This is a genomic window from Ruegeria sp. HKCCA5763, assembly GCF_013034545.1.
Classification (GTDB): Bacteria; Pseudomonadota; Alphaproteobacteria; order Rhodobacterales; family Rhodobacteraceae; genus Ruegeria.
The window spans coordinates 1-19912 of sequence record NZ_WQGF01000018.1; the positions used below are offsets into that span (position 1 = coordinate 1).

Genomic DNA, 19912 nt, shown 5'->3' on the forward strand with positions numbered 1-19912 from the left:
CTGATCCTCCTAAGCCAATCAAACGCTCGTGTTCCAAATCATTCGATGACGGACAGATACTCGTTTCAGATGCGACGCGTGCCATGGTCGGAGGGCGAACCGATTTCTCATTTTCTGAAATAGAACCCAGACTCCTGAAAGGTCTACGCGGTCACCACGTCTTGTATCGGTTGGAGTGGCAAGATTGAGTTTGCGGCTGTCTTAACGCCGACAGATTACACAGATACCCCGCAGAGCTCAGTCGCAAAAGTCTTGCGGTACGCGCCACAGCTCACATCGCCAGCAATTCCTGATGAATTGCGACCATTGCCCAGGTGTCGCGCATGCAGCACGCAACAAGATCAGCATATACCTTAGGGCTGCAAGCGCAGTGGGAGAATTGAATTTGATGTGTCCTGGAAGTGAATTAGACTAACAACCAACTGTTCAGATAGCTCATTAAGAGGTCATCATGGCAGCCCCATTAGTCCAAAACTGGGAACTGACCGCCGCCATCCAGGACATAGCAGATTGGCTGGTTCAACAGGGCTTAGAGAATGCGCCTGTGGAGCTCTGGCTTGAAGCATTCTGCAACCGTCTTGTTTCGGCAGGGATTCCGCTTCAAAGAGCAAACATCACTGTTCGCGCTCATCATCCTGAGATTGGGACTGTCGCTTTTCGCTGGCACAGGGGTGGCGGTCATAAGCGAGAGAACTTTGTCCGAAGAACGGATGCGCCTGAGGAATACGTTCTAAGCCCAATTTACTATCTTTTGGCAAACAACGTTGAAGAGATCAGACAAGATCTGACAGTCGAAGAACCCGAGCTCAACTTTCCGATCTTCGATGAACTTCGCGAGCGCGGTGCAACTGACTACTTCGCTGTTAAACGGTTTTTCCTTATTCAGGACAATACTACGCCAGTCGATCCAATGCAGGCCTATGAAGGTGCTATAGTCTCGTTGACAACCGACGCGAGCGGGGGCTTCACAAGCGAGCAACTTGATGGTTTGCGTCAACTGATATCTCCACTTTGTCTGACGCTGAAATGTGGGGCTAACCGATTGATGGCTGAAGACATTACAGCCGCATATCTGGGCAAAGACGCCAGTAGGCGCGTTCTTTCCGGGGATATCACCCGAGGTTCATCGGAAACTATTTCAGCGGTGATTTGGTATTTTGACCTGCAAGGATTTACCAAATTGTCAGAGGCGCTTCCCGGGGGCTCAATCATAGAATTGCTAAACGACTACTTCGCGGAAGCTGTTGACGTAGTCGAACGCAATGGCGGTAACGTTCTGAAATTCATGGGAGATGGAATGCTTGCCATCTTCGATATCAATCAAGTTCCGGACGCTCGCCGCGTCGCAATTCACGCGGCCGCGGAGTTGCGAAATACCTTTGAGGAACTCAACCAACGACGGCAAGCTGATGGTTTGCCAACGACCGGCTTCACTCTCTCGTTGCACGCAGGCGATGTTCTTTACGGCAATATTGGCGGTAGGTCTCGCTTGGATTTCACAGTGGTCGGCCCAGCGGTAAATACAACTTCGCGCATTTTAGGCATGTGCAGCGCGCTTGATCAGAACATTGTGGTTTCCGATAAGGTGGCGGGTGACTTAGTGGGCTCCATTCCAAGTCTTGTTTCCCTGGGGCAATACAGATTGCGCGGTGTTGCTGAAAGACAGGAGCTGTTCACGATAGACTAACTGCCGCTATTTGGAAGCTGCCGCAATGGGGTGTTGACCTGCGTCAAAGCAAAGGTAGCCGGATTGCTACTAGGTTGGTTTGCACATGGAACAGAACTGTTGGATCAAGCACCCGCGAAGAGCGGCATTCTTGGTCATAGTGATTGCATTGTCAGGGTGCACGGGCAGGCACCACCAAGGCAATTGGCATGGCCACTGCTTAGAAGGTTGCTATGGACCTCACCACGACGTTGATCGCGAGGTCCATTGCCGAACGCTCGAGTGAACTTGAGCCATACGCGATGCAACTCACAAAACGTTTGGCGACCAGTGTTATTTGGATTGAGATTCAGATCTTGTATCGAAACTGCCCGTTTGATGCTCAGTCCGGTAACATTGAAAAATTTGGCCTTGGCACAATATCTTTGTAGTCCCATGAGGAAGCGGAGAAGAGACCAATGAAACGACGCGAATTTCTATTAGCGGGTACAGCAGCAGTGTTGGCTACTCCTTCCGTCGGACAAGAAGCCCCACTCATCAAAGTCTACAAGACTCCAACCTGCGGCTGTTGTGCCGCGTGGGTAGATCACCTGATTTCCGCAGGATTTCGTACCGATACGCTAGACGTAGGGCAGGAGCAGCTGTGGTCGCTTAAAGAACAAATGAAAATCTCAGATGAGCTTTCCAGTTGCCACACTGCATTTGTTGGGGGCTATTTTGTCGAAGGTCATGTCCCGGCAGAAGACATAAATCGACTTTTGTCCGAACATCCTGAAGGCCTCGGCCTAACAGTTCCAGGCATGCCGATGGGTTCACCCGGCATGGATTTTTCAGACGAACGAGAACCTTATGAAACCTTGCTCGTTGGTCTGGATGGGACGACGAGTGTGTTTGCTCGACACAGCTGAGAGAATGGATGAAGGGCAATCAGATTTTTCAGCTCCATGTCCAACATTAGTTTGCGCTGATTTCAAAAGGATTCAGCTGCAATCGTTGTGTTTTTTCCACATGGCTGGGTCGTGGCCTTCGGGCACATTGGAGCACGGGTCGTTCGCATACCCTCTTAGAATGCTGTACTGTTGGATTTGATCTGCGCTCAACAGTGGTGTTGTTTGCAGGTGCCGGGACAGATGAACCAGTCGCAACTCGGCCCTGGCAGTTTCGGCCGCTTCAACAAGTTTGTTTAGCTCGGCCAATTCAAGCTGGTCACCGGCAAACGCTTCACTTAACGCCGCCTCGGCCTCAATAAACCGCTCGCCTGCGACGACTGCCTGTACGCGCATTTCAGAATGGATCGCCTCAATTTTTTTCACCTGATCCTTCGAAAGTCCAAGTTCATCTTGCAATTCGAGCAAGTGTGCTGGGCCTGGTTTGCCATTCAGCTCCGCAGGTAAGGCAAAACCCCAACCTCCGCCGCGCCGCAGCTCTTCTAAATCGGTCTCAGATAAGCTCTTGATGGTCCTCGATTGCAGACCGGCGTACGGCGTGATTTCAGCGTCGTGAGTGTCACTTTGCGCGATGGCTAATTGAGAGTATTGAATCGTGCAAAGCACTGCTGCGAATAGAAAGTTAGGTATGAACTTGATCATGAATTCTCCTTGTGGGCTTACCAAAAATGCCTTCTTCGACATTGTATTTTAGCCCGGATACTGAACTTCGCACCGTCCCCTTATGGATTTATCGCAGACTTTTAAGACACCATTCATCAACTTTGATTTGCGGATAGCGCCTGATTAATTGAATTTTTTGCGTTCGTACCGTGCTTCCATCATGATGGCTGAAAGATGTGGATTCTCCGGTCCTTTAGTGACTAGATGGGAAACCTGTCTCAAGCTCTACTCAGACAACAAAGCGCCGCCCAGGTCAAAATGCTTCGGGAACATTGCCCGCAGAAAACGAAAAACGATTCTCATCGCTTCGTCGCGGTCAAATGAATCCGGGTGGAGTAGGTAATCGGTCCACATGCCTTCCAGCATTGCGAGTGTGCCGTGTGTAGCGTCCCTAGCAACTTGATTAGGGTGTTCGGCTCCGGCTTCTTTCGCAATTCGAGCGAAAGCGTTGAAAACCAGATTACGAAGCTTGGCGTCGCGGGTATCTGAAAACGCAGCGATTGCTGCTCTATTTCGGGCCTCGCCTCGAAACGCGTACCAAATGGAAACGTTTTTCTCATTGAGAATGGCTTCACTCAAGTCGCCCCGAACAATCTTCTCAATATGTTCCTGTCCGGTTTGTCCGGTCGTTTCCAACAGGTCGTAAATGCCATTGTAGTATTGTTCGGATGAGTAGCGCGCGGCCTCGTCAACCAAATTGTCTTTGCCGCCAAAATGAAGGTGAATCATGCCGCGGGACAGCTCGGCACGTTGGATGATTTCGCTGACGGAGGTCTCGGAAATCCCTTTCTCTGCGACCGAGTCGAGTACTGCCTCGATCAGGGAAAGGCGGTTTCGCTCGCGAATTTCTTGTCGTCTTCCAGTCATTGAATCAGGCGGCTCTGTTTGTTTTCAGTCTCTTGCGGTGCCTTCTAGCGGCCAGTGTGAAATTGGTCATCCCCGGTTGCGAAATTATCAGTTGACACAACTAGTCCAAAAATTCCAGATTTAAATGGACGATTGTCCATTTTTTGATCGACATGGTCGCGCCACCAAAAACTAAGTTCAGCAGGGAAGCATGGCCGGAGTACTACGAAGTGAAACGGGCAAGGGTCTGGCACTGAGCGCGCCTGCGACGCTCTACGTCGGTCTGCTTGTCGCCGTGCCGCTTTGCATTCTCGTCGCCTACAGTTTTTGGACCCAGACCTATGTCGAGATCGACCGGACCTTGACTTGGGCGAACTACCAAGAGGCCTTTACCGACCCATTGGTTCGACATCTAATGATCCGTTCGGTCGCAATTGCAGGTGCGGTGACATTGGCAACGGTTTGTCTGGCCTATCCGATTGCCTACTTCATCGCTTTTCGGACACAGAAGAAGACCCTCTGGTTGTTGCTGATCACTATTCCCTTTTGGAGCAGCTACCTTCTGCGCGTGTTCAGCTGGAAACTAATTCTTGGCTTCAACGGGGTGTTGAACTCGGCCCTGATTTCACTTGGTTTGATACAAGAGCCGCTGACATTCCTGCTCTACAACGAATTCGCTGTTGTCCTTACGCTCGCCCACGCTTGGGCACCGTTTGCTATCCTGCCGATCTATGTGTCGCTGCAAAAGATCGACCGCAGCTTGTTGGAGGCCGCGACCGATCTGGGGTGCAACAAACTGGAAAGATTTGTCCGCGTGACATTGCCCCTGACCGTGCCGGGGATCATTGCGGCCTGTCTGATCATCTTCATCCCAACGGTCGGCGACTACGTCACTCCGGCCTTAGTCGGTGGATCACAAGGCAAAATGGTGGCGAACTTGATCCAGGTGCAGTTTGGCGCTGCCAATAACTGGCCGTTGGGTGCAACCCTGTCTCTTCTTGCCATGCTTTCAGTCGGCTGCGTCGCAATCCTGTTCGTGGTGGTCGTCACCGCTTTGGGCCGGAGGATCAGATGACCCAATCATTTCGTATCTCGTGGTTGCTGGTTTATGCGATTGCCTATCTGGTGTTTCTCTACTTACCGGTTTTGCTATTGCCACTGTTCTCGTTCAACGACGGAACAATCGTAGCCTTCCCACTAAAGGGGTTCACGTTGAAGTGGTACGCGCAGTTGGGGCAGCAGGACACGTTACTACAAGCAATGGTAAATTCGCTGATCGTCGGCAGCGTCACTGCCCTGATGGCAACATCTCTGGGTCTCTTCGCAGCTCGTGCTTACGTTCGGTATCGTTTCACGGGGCGCGAGCTGTCTGAGGGACTGGTCATGCTTCCGCTGGTCATTCCCGGCATCATCGTTGCCAGTTCGATGCTGGTTTTGTTCATCAGCATCGGGCTGAAACCATCGCTGACCACCGTGATCCTTGGGCATGTGTTCGTGGCTCTGCCCTTTTCTGTGTCGATTATGAAATCTGCATTTGACGATTTCGACCAGTCCTTGGAGGAGGCCGCGTTCGACCTTGGTGAAAGCGTCGTGGGTACGTTTCGGCGTGTTACCTTGCCAATCGTCGCGCCGGGTATCATCGCAAGCCTTTTGGTCACGTTTACGGTGTCTTTTGACGAGTTCGTCCTGGCCTTTTTCCTGTCCGGAAACAGCCCGACGCTGCCTGTCTATATCTGGAGCCAGATCCGCTTTCCGGCAAAACTGCCCAACACGCTGGCGCTTGGATCGCTGCTTTTGCTGTCTTCGGTCTTGCTGTTGTTGATTGCCGAATACTTCCGCCGCCGTTCCATCCAATCCTCCGATTGAAGCCAAAGGAAACGATTAAGATGAGCGAACAGAACATCATCGAAATTCAGGGCGTCGAAAAACGCTTTGGTACTTTTGTGGCGGTGTCTGATCTGAACCTAACCTTGAAAGAGGGTGAGTTCTTTTCGCTGCTTGGGCCGTCGGGCTGCGGTAAGACAACAGCCTTGCGCATAATTGCGGGTTTTCAAGATCACGAAGAAGGCGAGATCTGGATCGATGGTCGAACGATGGGGGACGTGCCTGCCAACAAGCGCCCCACTAATATGGTGTTCCAAAGCTATGCGATCTTTCCGCACCTGAATGTCGGTGACAATGTCGGGTTCGGATTGCGCAAGACAAGACTCTCGCGAAACGAAATCAAGGAACGCGTTGCCGAGGCGCTTGAGATGGTTGAATTGGGCGGCCTGCAGGACCGTAAGGCCAACGAGTTGTCGGGAGGTCAGCGGCAACGAGTAGCGCTCGCCCGCGCGCTCGTCATGCGACCCAAGGTTTTACTGCTAGATGAGCCTTTATCTGCGTTGGACAAAAATCTGCGCGAAGCGATGCAATTGGAAATGCGCCGTCTTCAGCAGAAGCTTGGAATAACTTTTGTAATGGTCACGCATGACCAATACGAGGCGATGACCATGTCCGACCGTATAGGCGTCATGTTTGCGGGGCAGCTCAAGCAGGTGGATAAGCCAGAGGTCCTGTATTCCCAACCGTGTAACCGGGAAGTGGCTTCTTTCATCGGTGGAATGAACTTTCTGGATGCCGAAGTGACTGCAGAGAATGCTGAAACGCTTGAAGTCAACGTTAAGGGCTTAGGGAAGATGGAAATCGGGGTGAACCCCAACGTCCAGGTGCATGACAAGGAACTTCTTGTCGGCGTTCGTCCTGAGCAATTGGAAATCAGTGCGGAAAAGCCGGATGGGTACGATGCTCTTGTTCAGGGCGAGGTTTCGGACGTCGCCTTTTATGGAGAGAGTGTCCACTATTATGTGCGCGTCGATGGTCTGAAAGACAGTATCGCCGTCGCAGTACCAAACTACTTTCACACGGTCGATCACACGCGCGGCGATACCGTCTGGCTTGGCGTTCAAAGCGCCTCGGTGATTGACTTGGGTAAACGTGAATCTTTGGGAGGAGACAAATGAGTAAAACAGCATCACTTATGGCAGCAGTAGTTGCCACCTTTGCCGCCAGCCAAACTCTGGCGAACGCCGCTGATCTGACCGTTTTTGACTGGTCCGGATATGAGGATCAGGGTTTCTACGGCGACTATGTCGAAAAGTACGGCGGTGCGCCTAGCTACACCTATTTTGGCAGCGTGGAAGAAGCGTTCACAAAGCTTCAGTCCGGTTTTGAAGCTGATTTGGCCCATCCCTGCACAGATGCCCTGAGAAAGTGGGTAGCAGCAGACATGATCAAGCCGATTGACACCAGCAAGCTGGAAAACTGGGACAAGCTGATGCCCAAGATCAAAGAGGTCGATGGCATCACCATTGATGGGCAGACCTACATGGTTCCGTTCGAATGGGGCAATACTGGTCTTATTTATCGAACCGATATGATTTCGGCAGATGATGTTTCGCTGCAATTGCTTGCCGATCCTGCATATCAGGGCAAAGTCGCCATTCCGGACGCCGCTTCCAGTGCCTTTGCAATGGCGGCATTGGCAACTGGCGCCTCCAGCTATACCGATATGAGTGACGAGGAATTCCAAAAAGCGGCGGACTACCTGCGCGCGATTCATCCGAACGTGCGCTTTTATTGGTCTGACGCAGGCCAACTGGATCAGGCAATTGCCAGCGGTGAGGTCACGCTGGGTTGGGGATGGAACCAATCGGAACTGAACCTGATCTGGAACGAAACGCCAGCGGTCATGATGCGTGATGTAGACAAAGGTATCGCGACTTGGGTCTGCGGCTATGTGCATCTGAAATCTGCCAAGCAGTCGGATGAGCAAGTCTATGACATGCTGAACGCGCTCAGCTCTGCGGCAAGCGGTAAATACATTATTGAAAGCTGGGGTTACGCCCACGCCAACGAAGACGCTTTTGCACAGGCAGACCCAGAGCTGATCGAAACCTACGGGTTTTCGGATGTGGACAGCTTCTTTGAAGGCAGCCTGTTCTTTGACGCTGTTAACCCCGAGCTGGAGGCCAAGATGTTGAAGGAATTCGAGCGCATCAAAGCTGGCTTCTAAGGGCACTCTTACAACACAGCCGGGAATGGAGGGGATGTAGAAGTCCTTCCATTCCCACGAACCAAATTCCAATTTACTTGGAGGAAGCGCGGCAATGTCAGGCGCTGACGTATATTCTGTTCTCTTCGAACCGGTCAAGATCGGGCCAGTAACGGCTCGAAACCGGTTCTACCAAGTGCCCCACTGCAATGGTTTGGGTCATTTGCGACCTCAGGCCGAAGCTGCCATGCGGGCGATGAAAGCTGAGGGCGGTTGGGCGGTGGTGTCCACTCAGGAGGCCGAGATTCATCCGACTTCGGATTTGTCTCCTTATTCTGAAAACCGAATTTGGGACGATCAGGATATTCCTGCACTGCGTCTGATAACCAACTCAATTCATGAGAAGGGCTCGCTCGCGGCAATCCAATTGGCGCATAACGGGCACCATGCCCAAAACCACCTGACCCGAGCGCCTCTGCTGGCCCCATCAGAACTTGTCTTGCAGACTCCATACCCGAAACAGGCAAGGGCAATGGACAAGGCTGACATTCGAGAATTTCGCAAGTGGCATCGCGCGGCGGCTCGTCGCTCGCGCGAAGCCGGGTTCGACATTGTGTATGTCTATGCGGGGCATCACATGACATTGCCTCATCATTTTCTGCTGCCACAGTTCAATGATCGGACGGATGAATATGGAGGTTCGTTGGAGAACCGGGTGCGACTGACTCGCGAGCTTCTGGAAGAAACCAAGGAAGAGGTTGGAGATGATTGCGCCATTGCCCTTCGGTTTGCGGTTGATGAAATGCTCGGGTCAGAGGGTATGCAAGCGCAGGAAGAAGGCCGTGCAGTAGTCGAATTGCTGGCCCAGCTTCCAGACCTTTGGGATGTTAATGTGGCGGATTGGAGCAACGACTCTGCGACGACTCGGTTCGAGCCCCGCGACGGCTTTCAGACCTCATATATCGAGTTCGTGAAACAGGTGACTTCTAAGCCTGTTGTGGGCGTCGGGCGTCTTACGTCGCCGGACTTGATGGCGTCACTGGTCAGGAAGGGCATCCTTGATTTTATCGGCGCGGCGCGACCATCTATCGCCGATCCGTTTCTGCCCAACAAAATTAGGGAAGATCGCATCGAAGAAATACGTGAATGTATCGGTTGCAATATCTGTGTTTCATCCGACTCTCTAGGCGTCCCAATACGCTGCACCCAAAACCCGACTATGGGTGAAGAGTGGCGGAGGAAATGGCACCCTGAGATCATTGAGCGTCGGGTAAACGAGGAAGCCGCGCTTGTTGTCGGCAGCGGACCAGCCGGACTTGAATGCGCCATGCAATTGGCGCGGCGGGGCTACGAGGTAACTCTGGCGGAAGCAAAGCAAGAGTTCGGCGGCCGTGTGATGCAGGAAGCTGCCCTGACCGGGCTATCCGCTTGGAAGCGCGTGACAGATCACAGAATCTACGACCTGCAACAACGCGGGAACGTTCAACTGTTCACCGACAGCCGTTTGTCAGCCAGTGAGGTCATCGAGTTGGGTATACCGAACGTCTTTGTTGCAACTGGCGCAAAATGGCGGCGAGACGGGCGCGGGAAATCTGCATTTCACGGTGCACCAATCGGTTTAGGTTCTCAGATTTTCACTCCGGATGACATTGTGGCCGGAGTCATGCCGCAGGACGGCCCGATTGTGGTCTACGATGATGATCAAGCCTATCTCGGTGGAGTCTTGGCTGATCATTTGGCTCAGGTTGGGCGAGAGGTTGTCTTTGTAACGCCGGCCTCAATAGTTTCGCCGTTTACCGAATTGACGTTGGAGCAGACTAAAGTGCAACGCAGTCTGTTGGAAAAAGGCGTTCGTCTGAACCTGTCCCAGACCTTGGCCGGTGTCGCGCCCGGCCAGGCGACATTGCAGTGCGTCTACACGGGGCGAGAGAACTCCATTGAATGCAGCTCCGTGGTACTGGTGACGCAGCGAATGCGAGAAACCACTCTTTACGACGAGCTTTGCGGTTTGACAGCAAGTCCGCTGAAAACGTTGGAATTAATCGGAGATGCCGCAAACCCCGGCTTGATCGCGGATGCTGTATATTCGGGTCACATGGCTGCCCAGAATTTCGAACGTAACGCGGACGACATCGACCGTGAGTTCTTCCGCCGGGAAGTCATTTCCCTTGAATCTGCATGAGGTGCGCAATGCCAAAAGATGACCTGCAAGTAATGCGCGATTTGATGGACGCGCAACAGGAAGGGTTCGCCCTGCCTCGTCACTTCTATACGTCTCAAGCAGTATACGAGAACGATATCGGCGCGTTCTGGAACCGTAACTGGATCTGGGTCGGCCATGTTAGTCAGGTCGCAGAACCGGGGGACTATTTCCTGTTCGACTATGGGCCCGAGTCCATCATCATCGTTCGGGATCGCGAAGGTGAGGTGCGCGCGCATCTGAACGTTTGCCGCCACCGGGGATCGCGAGTTTGCATTGAACGGAAAGGCAAGGCACGCAATTTCATCTGCCCCTATCATGCGTGGACTTTTGATCTGAACGGCAAGCTACGAAACGGGCGTTCAATGGGGTCGAATTTCGACCCGGGCCAATACGGATTGTTCCCGGTTCAGGTGAAGATATTCCAAGGTCTGATTTTTGTCTGCGCAGCTGAAGACGCCCCGGCGCTAGATGCTGCGTTGGTGCAGTTGGCCCCACTGTCAAAACCATTCGAATTTGAAAACCTGAAGGTCGCTCATGAAGCCTCATACCCGGTTCCAGCAAATTGGAAACTGGCGTTGGAGAATTACCTGGAATGCTACCACTGCGCGCCGTCTCATCAGGACTATTCGCGCAGCCATTCGTTGAAAGACCCCGCTCAGGTTCTGGAGTTCAGCGGCGCACTTCATCAGCGGATGAAAGAAGCCGGAGTGCCCGTTGAGGAGCTGGACCTGACCGGAGATAACGCGCTCGCCCCGGGTGCAGATGTCTATTGGCGCCGCTACCCGCTGTTTCCCGGCTATTTGACCGGTAGTAAGGATGGCGCTTCGCTGGCGCCGCCTTTGGGTGAACTGAAAGGTCACGATGGCGGTGCCACCGATCTGGGGATCGGGACGCTGAACTACTTCCTTGTTTATGCAGATCACGTGGTTGGCTACCGGTTCGTCCCACGCGCGCTGCAGGAAACGGATATTCAGATCGTCTGGTATGTGCGCGGCGACGCAGAAGAGGGTCGTGACTACGATAAGGACGCGTTGATATGGCTCTGGCATGTCACGTCTCTTGATGATGAGCGGATCATCCGTCACAACCAAGAGGGCGTGAACTCCCACCGCTTCGTGCCGGGACCGCTGTCCGAGATGGAATGGAGTATTCCGGGTTTCTATCGAAATTACTTCAGCATGATCTGACACGCTCAGAATTCGGAGAAATACTATGACAGAATTAACGAAGCGCAGATCAAGACGGCGCGGGGGTGGGCGCGAAGCACGTGCAGCCGTGCGAACCAGCAACGTCGCTTCGCAAGCAATCTGGCCGGGCATTTCGGGGGGGCGCTACAAGCCCCTTTCAGATGCTGACATGTCAAATATTCACGAGGCCGCCCTTAGCATTCTGGAGCGTACGGGCGTCGGTGATCCAACGCAGGAAGTTCTTGATCTCGTGCTGCCTAAAGGGGCGACGGTGAACGAGCATGGTAGACTGTGCTTCCCTCGCGCGTTGATGGAAGATCTTTTGGCTAAGGCGGCCAGTGAGTTCTATGTCCATGCACGCGGATCGCGGGCCGGTAAGGATGACATGCACTGCACCAAAGACAAGGTGTACTATGCGAACTCCGGCACCGCTGTGACAACGTTTAATGCGGAAACTCGCAGTTACCGGCCGTCGACACTCAAAGACATTTACGATTTTACCCGGTTGGTTGACCGGCTCGACAACATCCACATGACCGGTGATACAGTTCTGGCAACGGATGTGCCGCAGGACTACGAGCACGACATGAGCATGCTCTACGCCATTCTGGCGGGTAGCGAAAAACCATCTTGTCTGACGTTCCGCACCCGAGAGCACATTCAGGACGCAATCCATCTTTTCGATCTGGCATCAGGCGGCGAGGGTAAATTCCTCGAGAAACCCTCGGTCATTTTTGGCGGTTGTCCCATAGTATCCCCGCTCCGGTTTGGGCGGGAAAACTTGGAGATCCTGATTGATACAGCGAAGATGGGGCTTGTCTGCGATTTGGCTGTTCCGCCACAAGCTGGGGCGACGTCGCCTGCGCCTCTGGCCGGGACTTTGGCGCAAGCCGTAGCCGAGACCCTATCTTGCGTCGCAATTGCCAATCTGATTAACCCGGGCACCCCCGTCGTCTTTGCAGCTTGGCCGTTTATTACTGATCTGCGAACTGGTTCATTCACGGGTGGCAGTGGTGAGCAGGCGTTGATATCCGCGGCAGCTATCCAAATGGGCAATTTCTACAACCTCCCGACCAGCGTCGGTTGCGGCATGACGGATTCCAAGATCCCTGACGCACAATACGGTCTGGAAAAGGCGTTAACTTTCGCATTGGCGGCCCATGCCGGGGCCAACAGGCTCTGCGAATTTGGCGGTATGCTTGGCAGCCTGATGGGCTGCAGCTTTGAGTCCATGGTCATCGACAACGAGGCAGCGGGCATGATCTCACGAACCCTGCGTGGTATCGAGGTGAGCGACGACACACTGTCGGTCGACGTCATCCACGAATGTGCAATTGATCCCGGTCATTTCCTCGGCAACACGCAGACCTTGCAATACATGGAGACTGAGTATGTCTATCCAACCCTGATGGATCGGGAGCTAACCGATACTTGGGAAAAAGCCGGTCGTCAGGATATGTTTGAACGGAGCCGGTCAGTCGTGGACGATATTCTGTCCAATCACTATCCAAACTATTTTGGCAGCAAGGCGGATGCGGAGGTTCGGTCCAAGTTCCCGATCAAATTGCCACCAGAGGTGATGCGGGCAGGGTAAACGCAGCGCACTTAAGCGAAGGTATCGCAACCATGAAAATTGCGATGGCGCGCCGAGGTGGTTCCTAAGGTTTAAACGTACCCTGCTGCTTTAGGTCTTCGGTTGCCAGCCGGATACCTTTTTCAAGGATGTCGAACATCTGGCTCAACTCACCTTCCGTAATGATCAGAGGTGGGGAAAACACGCACATGTTGATAATCGGCCGCAGGATCAACCCGTTCTCCTGACAATGATGATCAATCAGGGCGCCGACAGATTTATCTAGGTCCAGTGCATTATCTGCTTTTGCGTCTGCAACACATTCGACGCAGCCAACCAGCCCCATGCCGCGCGTATCACCGACGAGCGGCAAATCTGCCAGCGCCCGGAGGCGCTCTTCGAAGAGCGGCGTGATTGCACGGACATGTTCCAGAACGCCGTCGCGCTCCATGATTTCAATCGTCTTCAGGCCTGCCGCCGCGCTCACTGGATGGCCTGAGTAAGTGAAGCCGTTTGAAAACGTAGCGTTCTGTGCATTATTTCCGCTTACATCTGCAATCAGCCGGTCAGAGATGATACAAGCCCCCATGGGTACGTACCCAGACGTCATGCCTTTGGCGCAGGTTATGATGTCGGGCTTAATCCCAAAGACGTCTTCGGATGCAAACCAATGCCCAAGTCGCCCAAACCCGGTGACGACCTCGTCTGAAATGTAAAGGACATCGTACTTCCGGCAGATTTCAAGACAGCGCTGATGATACCCCCGCGGCGGCACGATGACGCCTCCAGAGCACAGGATCGGTTCTGCGATGAAAGCGGCGACTTTGTCTGCTCCAGTCTGCAGGATCATGTTTTCCAGATCCGCTATTTTTTCGTCCAGAAAATCGTCGACCGTCTGATCGGAGCGACGTGTATACGGATTCACATTCGGTAGGAAACGCGTCAGGTGACTTGCCTGGTCCAGCCAACCTTTGTCGCGCTCTTTTCCGGACACTGACGCCGCCAGATAAGTCGATCCGTGATAAGCTTTCTGTCGCGATATCACGATTTTCTTTTGAGGTTTTCCCAGCAGGTTATTGCGGAACTGTACAAATCGCAGCGCACTATCCACGGCCGTTGAACCACCGGTCGTGAAGAATACATGGTTCAAATCTCCCGGCGTTCTCTTGGCGATTTCATGTGCCAAACGGGCCGGAGTTGAGTTGGCGTTGTTGAAGGGCGAAAAATACGCCATCTCTTTCGCCTGCTGAGCCATAGCATCGGCAATCTCGGTGTTTCCATAGCCCAATTGAACGCACCACATGCCAGCAGGGCCGTCTATCAGGCGCTTTCCGTCCTCTGTGACGACATGAACGCCAAGTCCGCTTTCGGCAAAGGTTCGTTCATTTTGACCAAGGTGTGACATACCTTCCCACGGGTGCAGGAAATGTTCGTTGTCCCATTCTCGTATGGACTGAAAGTCGGAGTTGAAAAGGGTCATGCAGCACCTTAATGTAATATAGATCACAAAATGAACAAGCATTCATTCAATGTCAATCCTTGAACTGTCGTATTGCTAAATGCGAGAAGACAAAGGCGACTAACCCAGCGAAGGAGAAATAAGATTACTCTCGAGCGTGATACCCCAACCAATGCCCGAGATCTGGGTAAATTGCAGAACCGAAAGCTGCTGATCCAATCGGCTGCGGACGCCATTTATAGATACGGAATACGCGGAACAACTTCGGCAAGAATCCAAGAGTTGTCGGGACTATCGCAAGGGATGGTCAACCTACACTTTGGTTCCAAGGAAAAGCTGCTTCTTGCGGTGGCTGAGGAGTTGTCAGTCCGCTACGCGGAGCAGTGGAAGGCCATTGCAGTCCATCCAGAGTTAGACCCGGCAGACAAGCTAATCTCTATCATAAGAGCAGATTTCGACCCTTTGGTCCTTAATGCGCGGGACGTCGCGATCTGGTTTTCCTTTCGGGCTGAAGCGCTCTCAAACCCTCACATATTTCCTTTTATCGACTCGCGAGACAAAGGTTTCCGCGCGGTGATCCTGGAGTTGTTGGAACAAATAAAGCGCGAAGGCGAGTACGAGGATGTAAGCGCCAAACTTGCAACAGACGCGTTGGTTGCTTTGTTGGAAGGGCTTTGGACCGACTACCATTTGCACTCAGATATTTTCAAACCCTCGGAGGCTTTGAAGATCTGCCTGTTTGTGCTGCAGTCGATGTTTCCTAAACACTTTAAGCCGTCAGAGATTGACGAGAGGTGCTGTAGCACTGGTTAGGGTCGCCGTTGCAAACAGGATCAGGACAACGGCCAACAATTCTACCGAAGTTAACCGCCGGAAAATAATTGACACGCCGCGCTTCTCAGCCCTGAGAGCCGGAACAAGCCGCAGCTTGTTCAGCGCCGCTACGTCAAGAAGCATTCTGAAAACCATTTGTTTCATCATATCGAACTTTTTGGCTGTTCAGAACTCAGGCTGCCGACAACCGTTAAAGCTGCCGGCAGTCTTCAATCGTCAACTCGTCATGATTATTGGGCTATGGCGATTATCAGCCAGACTTCGCCATGAAGTCCGCGAACGCTTCCTTATAGTCTGGATGCCATCGGCTAAGAGGTGGGCGATTTTCAATGATGTCTCCAGCGCTCCAAGCGATGCGTTTCTCATCAGTGTCGCGTGAAACGTCATTGTCGGGGCAGAGGATGTAGAAATCCCCGCGGTTCACGCTTTCGACAAAGAAGTCGACAGTCTGCTCAGCGGTCCAGGCAGATGCAGGCTTCTCGGGCGCGGAGATCATGCCGGTATAGACGAATCCAGGGATCAGTAGATGCGCGGTAATCTGATGACCTGGACCCATTCTGAGCTCGTGGGACAGTGCCTCGGTAAAGGCTTTGAGAGCCGCCTTTGAGACATTGTAAGCCGGGTTACCTGGCGGGGTCGTGATGCCTTGTTTGGACCCTGTATTGATGATTGCGCCTGGTCTGCCACGGGCGATCATGTTTGGCGCGAAGATCTGGGTGCCGTGGATCGAACCCCACAGGTTTACACCCAGCATATTGTCCCAAGCCGCAGCGTCCCCAATGGTCGATGATTTGCCTCCGACACCGGCATTGTTCATCAGGATATCTGTCCCTCCGTAGCGGTCTGCCACCATCCGCTCCAACGCCTCTAACTGCGCACGATCACGGACATCTGTCTCAGACGTCATGACATCGGCCGCGCCAACGGCCGACACTATGTTTGCCGCGGCCGCCAGTTTCTCGGTGTCTCGATCAACAACAACAATGCGCATTCCCATTTGCGCGAACTTCACTGCGGCGGCGAGGCCAATGCCGGAAGCACCCCCGGTGATCACGGCCACAGAGTCTGAGGTAAATGCGGGGTGTGTCATCGGCCAAGCTCCTCCTAAGCCTGTCTTGGATCGAAAGGTCCGAAAAATCCAAACCTGCCTGATGGTATTAGGCAGCGTTGGCAACGTTAGTTTTCAGCTTCATCATACCTTCCATATCGTAGGCGGCGAATAGCACCTCGGTTGCCTTTTCCGTTTGCAAGCTTGTCGGAATGACAGGGTCTTCCATACCTCTCTTGTCCACTTCATTTTGGAATTTTTACTACCTAGGTGTGGTATTGGTTGAGTTTTGCCAATTAGAATGCACTTTTGATTGAGTTTGGTGCGTTCCAGTTGATCGAGCTAAGCTAAGTCAATCGAAAATTGAGCGTGTATGGTGAACCGTGCAAACTTATGGGCAAATCGTGTAAACTTATGCGCAATTGCTGTGCAAAATTATGGGCGACGACACCCAGATTTTCTGAATAAAATCAATGATAGGAATGAAGCGTTATGCGCGTCCCTACAGTTGTGTAGGTTTGCGCATAACACTTCGCGCACCCCATAAGTTTACGTAGTTCGCCCATAGTTTTGCGCTGCGCGTTTGTCTGCACTAGCGGCGAATTCAATCAGTTTATGGCTTAGTCGTCGCGGTTATGGCCCTTTGCATTGCTCAATCCCGCAAAGGGCCTCCCTAAGGAACCTTGGATTCTCGCGAAGGTCTGCGATGCGCAGAAAGCAGACTTTGCAAAGTCCGGTTGACCACATTGTCCACCAAAGGCGACAGTTCTGCTTCGCGACTGGGCTATACATAGCCCTCAAAGCGTATTGTTTGCGGGACTTCAGTTGCACCGTTTTCCTGAGCGAGTAGGGCGCGTGCTGACGAAAAGGTAGCAAGCGCAAAAAGAACAAGAAGGGCCTTTATCATCGTAGCGCCTCGGATCCGGGTTTTGAACTTGGGCCGGGGTTCACAAATGATCGCCCCGGCCAGCGTCAGGGCAAACGAGGTAGTTCTTGCCCTGAAACATCGTACTTTCGTCTAGTTGAGAAGATCACCGACGATGCCGACGGCATCGACAACAGTAGACAGATCATTCGTAACTTCGAGGACTTCGCCATCGACCTGAATGTAGCGGTTTCCTTTGCCGGGCTCCCCCAGCTTCCATTTGGAAAGGTCCCCAATATCCTCGAACTCCAGGTCAGATGGGAGCTTGGCACCGCGCGTGTAGCGCTTGATCTGTCCAGGTGGTACAGCTTTTGGGCCTTTGCCGGGTTTGTCTTCTATCTGAATGCTGACATCACCGTTCTTGCCCCCCTTGTTCGGCTTTTTACCCTTGTTGTCTTTGGCATGGGCATCGCTGCCTCCAAGGATGAAAAACACAACTGCTAAGGCTGCAAGAATTCCGTATGCAATCTTCATAGATTGTTCCTTTGCTTCCCAACTTCATTCGACCGGCGTTGAAAATTCCGGCACGCGCTTGATCTCTCTTAGTTGCCCTTTGGCACACCCCTTAGTGACTGCCTTCACCCCGCATTAGAAAACGATCCGGGTTCTTAGACCGAACAGGGTAATCCGGTCCTGATCGGGATTTAGAAGCGGGTCGGAAATGAATTGTACCGATGGCGTGATCTGCAGTCCGGGTGAGATTGAAAAGCGGTAGAAAGCTTCAAGCGTGAACTGATCGCCATCTATGCCTCTTGCTTCGGCCCAGTTTAGGCCCAGACCGGCCAAATCGGTGTTGCGACCATAGTAACCGAGACCGGCAGAAATCGACCGTTCATAAAGCGCTGCGGTTCCCTTCGAGGCCCCTGCACGGAAGAACGGCATCCATTTATTGTCAACAAACCATGCGGCGGAAAACGCTGCGCCGTAATCTTCTGCTCGACTGCCATCGTCAGCCGCATCCGCATGCCAGAGGGTCAGATGGATATTGTCGAAGTAGATGCGATCAAAGCCGGACGTGTACCCAAGTTCGAGCGACTTGAAGAGATTGCCGTCGCTAAACACATCAAAGTTTGGATCGGACGGGTCGGCGTTTGCGTCTGATACGCTGGCAACGGCGTAGAGGTTCTCGCTCAGCTTTACCCCACCGGCAATACCAAGGCCTTGGTTGGGCGTGTTGATTGTCGGGTTGGTATTGAAAGACAGGTTTTGAAAACCACTGTAGGGGCTTACCAACCCGTAGATATCCACAAAGTCCGTTACATCAATCTGGCCGACTTGCAGCGCCCACGACCCATTCTCAGCCCTTTGGGTCCAGAACAAATTGGTCAGAAGCAAACCGTTGTCATTGAAGGCTGTTCCCGTGATTGAAAGGGCTCCGCCATCCAGCCCGAGAAATTGCGGAGCAACGTCAGTATAACTGTGCCTGTCTTCGATCTTGAATGTCAGAGACCCCCGTTCAGTTGCCTGCCAACTGCCGTAGAACCGCGCAATTCCGCTGGCTGCTTCGCCGGTTCCCAGATCAGCATCCGTGGTTTGGCCCAATGCCAGGTAGTCAATGTTGAACCGAAAACCACCCTCAGCCAGTCGGTCTTTCCACTGAAACCAACCCGGTGCGATGTTGCGTGGAAAATCGGAACGATATTGCGGATCGGTGAGCCCGTCTCCGGGCGCAAGATCGGCTTCGACTGAAGATGGCCCGGATAGTCCCTGAGCCGACGCTGCGCCAGCAAATGCAATGCTCAATGCGGCAACCAGAAGTCTTATCATTTTGACGCCTGTGCCCCACCGGTCTTGCGATTTCCTGCCGCGCGGATGAGATCAGCAGCACGCTGCTTCCATTCCAACCTGTCTGCCTCGGTTTCCAGAGTTTCGACACGTTCCGCCTCTAGCTGGAAAGTCGCATTCATAGGCATGAGGCCATCCACAACCATCATATTATGAACGGAAGGATCGATAGTCAGCGTGCCTGTCAGCCGAACGGGTTCGTGGAAATAGCTAGGCGCCCAGTCCCCGTTCAACCGCACACGGATCATCTGGTTAGGCGGAGGTGGAGGCATGTGGCTGCACATCCCTCTTTCTGGCACCAAATACGCCACAGGCCGGCCGTCCGGATCGCTTGGAGCAGGAATGGCAAAGCCCGCGAGTGTGATTGTTCTGCCGTCGAATTGCGGGTTTCCGCTCGTTCCAGCCTTTCTTCGACGTTCAGTCACAACCTCGCGCTGATCGAGTAACCAGTCGACGTCAATTCCGTCTGACACCAAGGCGTCTTCGGTCTCTGCTAAAAGCAATTGCCATTTCTGCCGTTCTTCGGCGCTGCCAACCTCCTGCTGCAACCTGCCGCGTATACGCACAACGAAAAGAACATCGTCGAACTGTTCGGGGCTGAGTTCACGATAGGGGTCATCAAAGACCTGCGCAGACGGATCTGGCAGATCTGCCCAGTCCAACGCGGTTCCAGGCGTCGCCGCAGCATCATAACCGCACAAAACCAACCCTGCGAATACTGCGGAGCAAAACCAATTTCGCAT

17 protein-coding genes are annotated in these 19912 nt (G+C 53.0%); 10 read left to right on the top strand and 7 right to left on the bottom strand.

Going from position 1 to position 19912, the window contains the following annotated elements; genetic code table 11:
- The first annotated feature begins 451 nt into the window (after window positions 1-451).
- Both GOV89_RS21025 and GOV89_RS21030 read left to right on the top strand, forming a co-directional pair.
- A complete protein-coding gene (locus GOV89_RS21025; RefSeq protein WP_171239030.1) occupies window positions 452-1687 on the top strand; it encodes an adenylate/guanylate cyclase domain-containing protein in 1236 nt (411 codons plus the stop codon).
- Window positions 1688-2124: 437 nt separating this feature from the next.
- On the top strand, window positions 2125-2574 hold the full coding sequence (locus GOV89_RS21030) for a DUF411 domain-containing protein (protein WP_171239031.1): 450 nt from the start codon (window positions 2125-2127) through the stop codon (window positions 2572-2574).
- A 72-nt stretch (window positions 2575-2646) separates the two neighbouring features.
- On the opposite strand, the gene GOV89_RS21035 is transcribed toward GOV89_RS21030, so the two are convergent.
- Both GOV89_RS21035 and GOV89_RS21040 read right to left on the bottom strand, forming a co-directional pair.
- On the bottom strand, window positions 2647-3255 hold the full coding sequence (locus tag GOV89_RS21035; RefSeq protein ID WP_174827344.1) for a Spy/CpxP family protein refolding chaperone: 609 nt from the start codon (window positions 3253-3255) through the stop codon (window positions 2647-2649).
- A gap of 246 nt (window positions 3256-3501) precedes the next feature.
- Window positions 3502-4143: a TetR family transcriptional regulator C-terminal domain-containing protein gene (locus GOV89_RS21040; RefSeq protein WP_171239032.1), complete on the bottom strand. Its 642-nt coding sequence runs from the start codon at window positions 4141-4143 to the stop codon at window positions 3502-3504.
- A 190-nt stretch (window positions 4144-4333) separates the two neighbouring features.
- Between GOV89_RS21040 and GOV89_RS21045 the strand changes: the two genes are divergently transcribed.
- The 7 genes from GOV89_RS21045 to GOV89_RS21075 all read left to right on the top strand — a co-directional run bounded on the left by GOV89_RS21045 (window position 4334) and on the right by GOV89_RS21075 (window position 13139).
- Window positions 4334-5197: an ABC transporter permease gene (locus GOV89_RS21045; protein WP_171239033.1), complete on the top strand. Its 864-nt coding sequence runs from the start codon at window positions 4334-4336 to the stop codon at window positions 5195-5197.
- On the top strand, window positions 5194-5988 hold the full coding sequence (locus GOV89_RS21050; protein WP_171239034.1) for an ABC transporter permease: 795 nt from the start codon (window positions 5194-5196) through the stop codon (window positions 5986-5988). Before GOV89_RS21045 ends, GOV89_RS21050 begins: the two co-directional genes overlap by 4 nt.
- A 20-nt stretch (window positions 5989-6008) precedes the next feature.
- Window positions 6009-7124: an ABC transporter ATP-binding protein gene (locus GOV89_RS21055; RefSeq protein ID WP_171239035.1), complete on the top strand. Its 1116-nt coding sequence runs from the start codon at window positions 6009-6011 to the stop codon at window positions 7122-7124.
- Entirely contained in the window at window positions 7121-8176 is a 1056-nt protein-coding gene (locus GOV89_RS21060) for a PotD/PotF family extracellular solute-binding protein (RefSeq protein ID WP_171131200.1), read from the top strand. Before GOV89_RS21055 ends, GOV89_RS21060 begins: the two co-directional genes overlap by 4 nt.
- 94 nt (window positions 8177-8270) lie before the next feature.
- On the top strand, window positions 8271-10337 hold the full coding sequence (locus GOV89_RS21065) for an FAD-dependent oxidoreductase (protein WP_171239036.1): 2067 nt from the start codon (window positions 8271-8273) through the stop codon (window positions 10335-10337).
- Window positions 10338-10345: 8 nt separating this feature from the next.
- Window positions 10346-11545, top strand: a complete 1200-nt coding sequence (locus GOV89_RS21070) for an aromatic ring-hydroxylating dioxygenase subunit alpha (protein WP_171239037.1) — start codon at window positions 10346-10348, stop codon at window positions 11543-11545.
- 25 nt (window positions 11546-11570) lie between these two features.
- On the top strand, window positions 11571-13139 hold the full coding sequence (locus GOV89_RS21075; protein ID WP_171239038.1) for a trimethylamine methyltransferase family protein: 1569 nt from the start codon (window positions 11571-11573) through the stop codon (window positions 13137-13139).
- A gap of 64 nt (window positions 13140-13203) precedes the next feature.
- Here GOV89_RS21075 and GOV89_RS21080 read toward each other — a convergent pair whose 3' ends face one another.
- Complete coding sequence (locus GOV89_RS21080; protein WP_171239039.1) at window positions 13204-14598, bottom strand: aminotransferase; 1395 nt, start codon at window positions 14596-14598, stop codon at window positions 13204-13206.
- Window positions 14599-14769: 171 nt separating this feature from the next.
- On the opposite strand from GOV89_RS21080, the gene GOV89_RS21085 reads away from it, so the two are divergent.
- Window positions 14770-15390 (top strand): TetR/AcrR family transcriptional regulator, encoded by a 621-nt coding sequence (locus GOV89_RS21085; protein WP_171239040.1) that lies wholly within the window; start codon window positions 14770-14772, stop codon window positions 15388-15390.
- 271 nt (window positions 15391-15661) lie between these two features.
- On the opposite strand, the gene GOV89_RS21090 is transcribed toward GOV89_RS21085, so the two are convergent.
- From GOV89_RS21090 to GOV89_RS21105, 4 genes are all read right to left on the bottom strand, one after another.
- Entirely contained in the window at window positions 15662-16501 is an 840-nt protein-coding gene (locus tag GOV89_RS21090) for an SDR family oxidoreductase (protein ID WP_171239041.1), read from the bottom strand.
- Between the two features lie 976 nt (window positions 16502-17477).
- Entirely contained in the window at window positions 17478-17858 is a 381-nt protein-coding gene (locus GOV89_RS21095; protein WP_170412890.1) for a hypothetical protein, read from the bottom strand.
- 114 nt (window positions 17859-17972) lie between these two features.
- Entirely contained in the window at window positions 17973-19151 is a 1179-nt protein-coding gene (locus tag GOV89_RS21100; RefSeq protein ID WP_170337128.1) for a carbohydrate porin, read from the bottom strand.
- Window positions 19148-19912, bottom strand: coding sequence for a DUF3299 domain-containing protein (locus GOV89_RS21105; protein WP_170412886.1), 765 nt, complete (start codon window positions 19910-19912; stop codon window positions 19148-19150). The genes GOV89_RS21100 and GOV89_RS21105 overlap by 4 nt, the downstream gene beginning before the upstream one ends.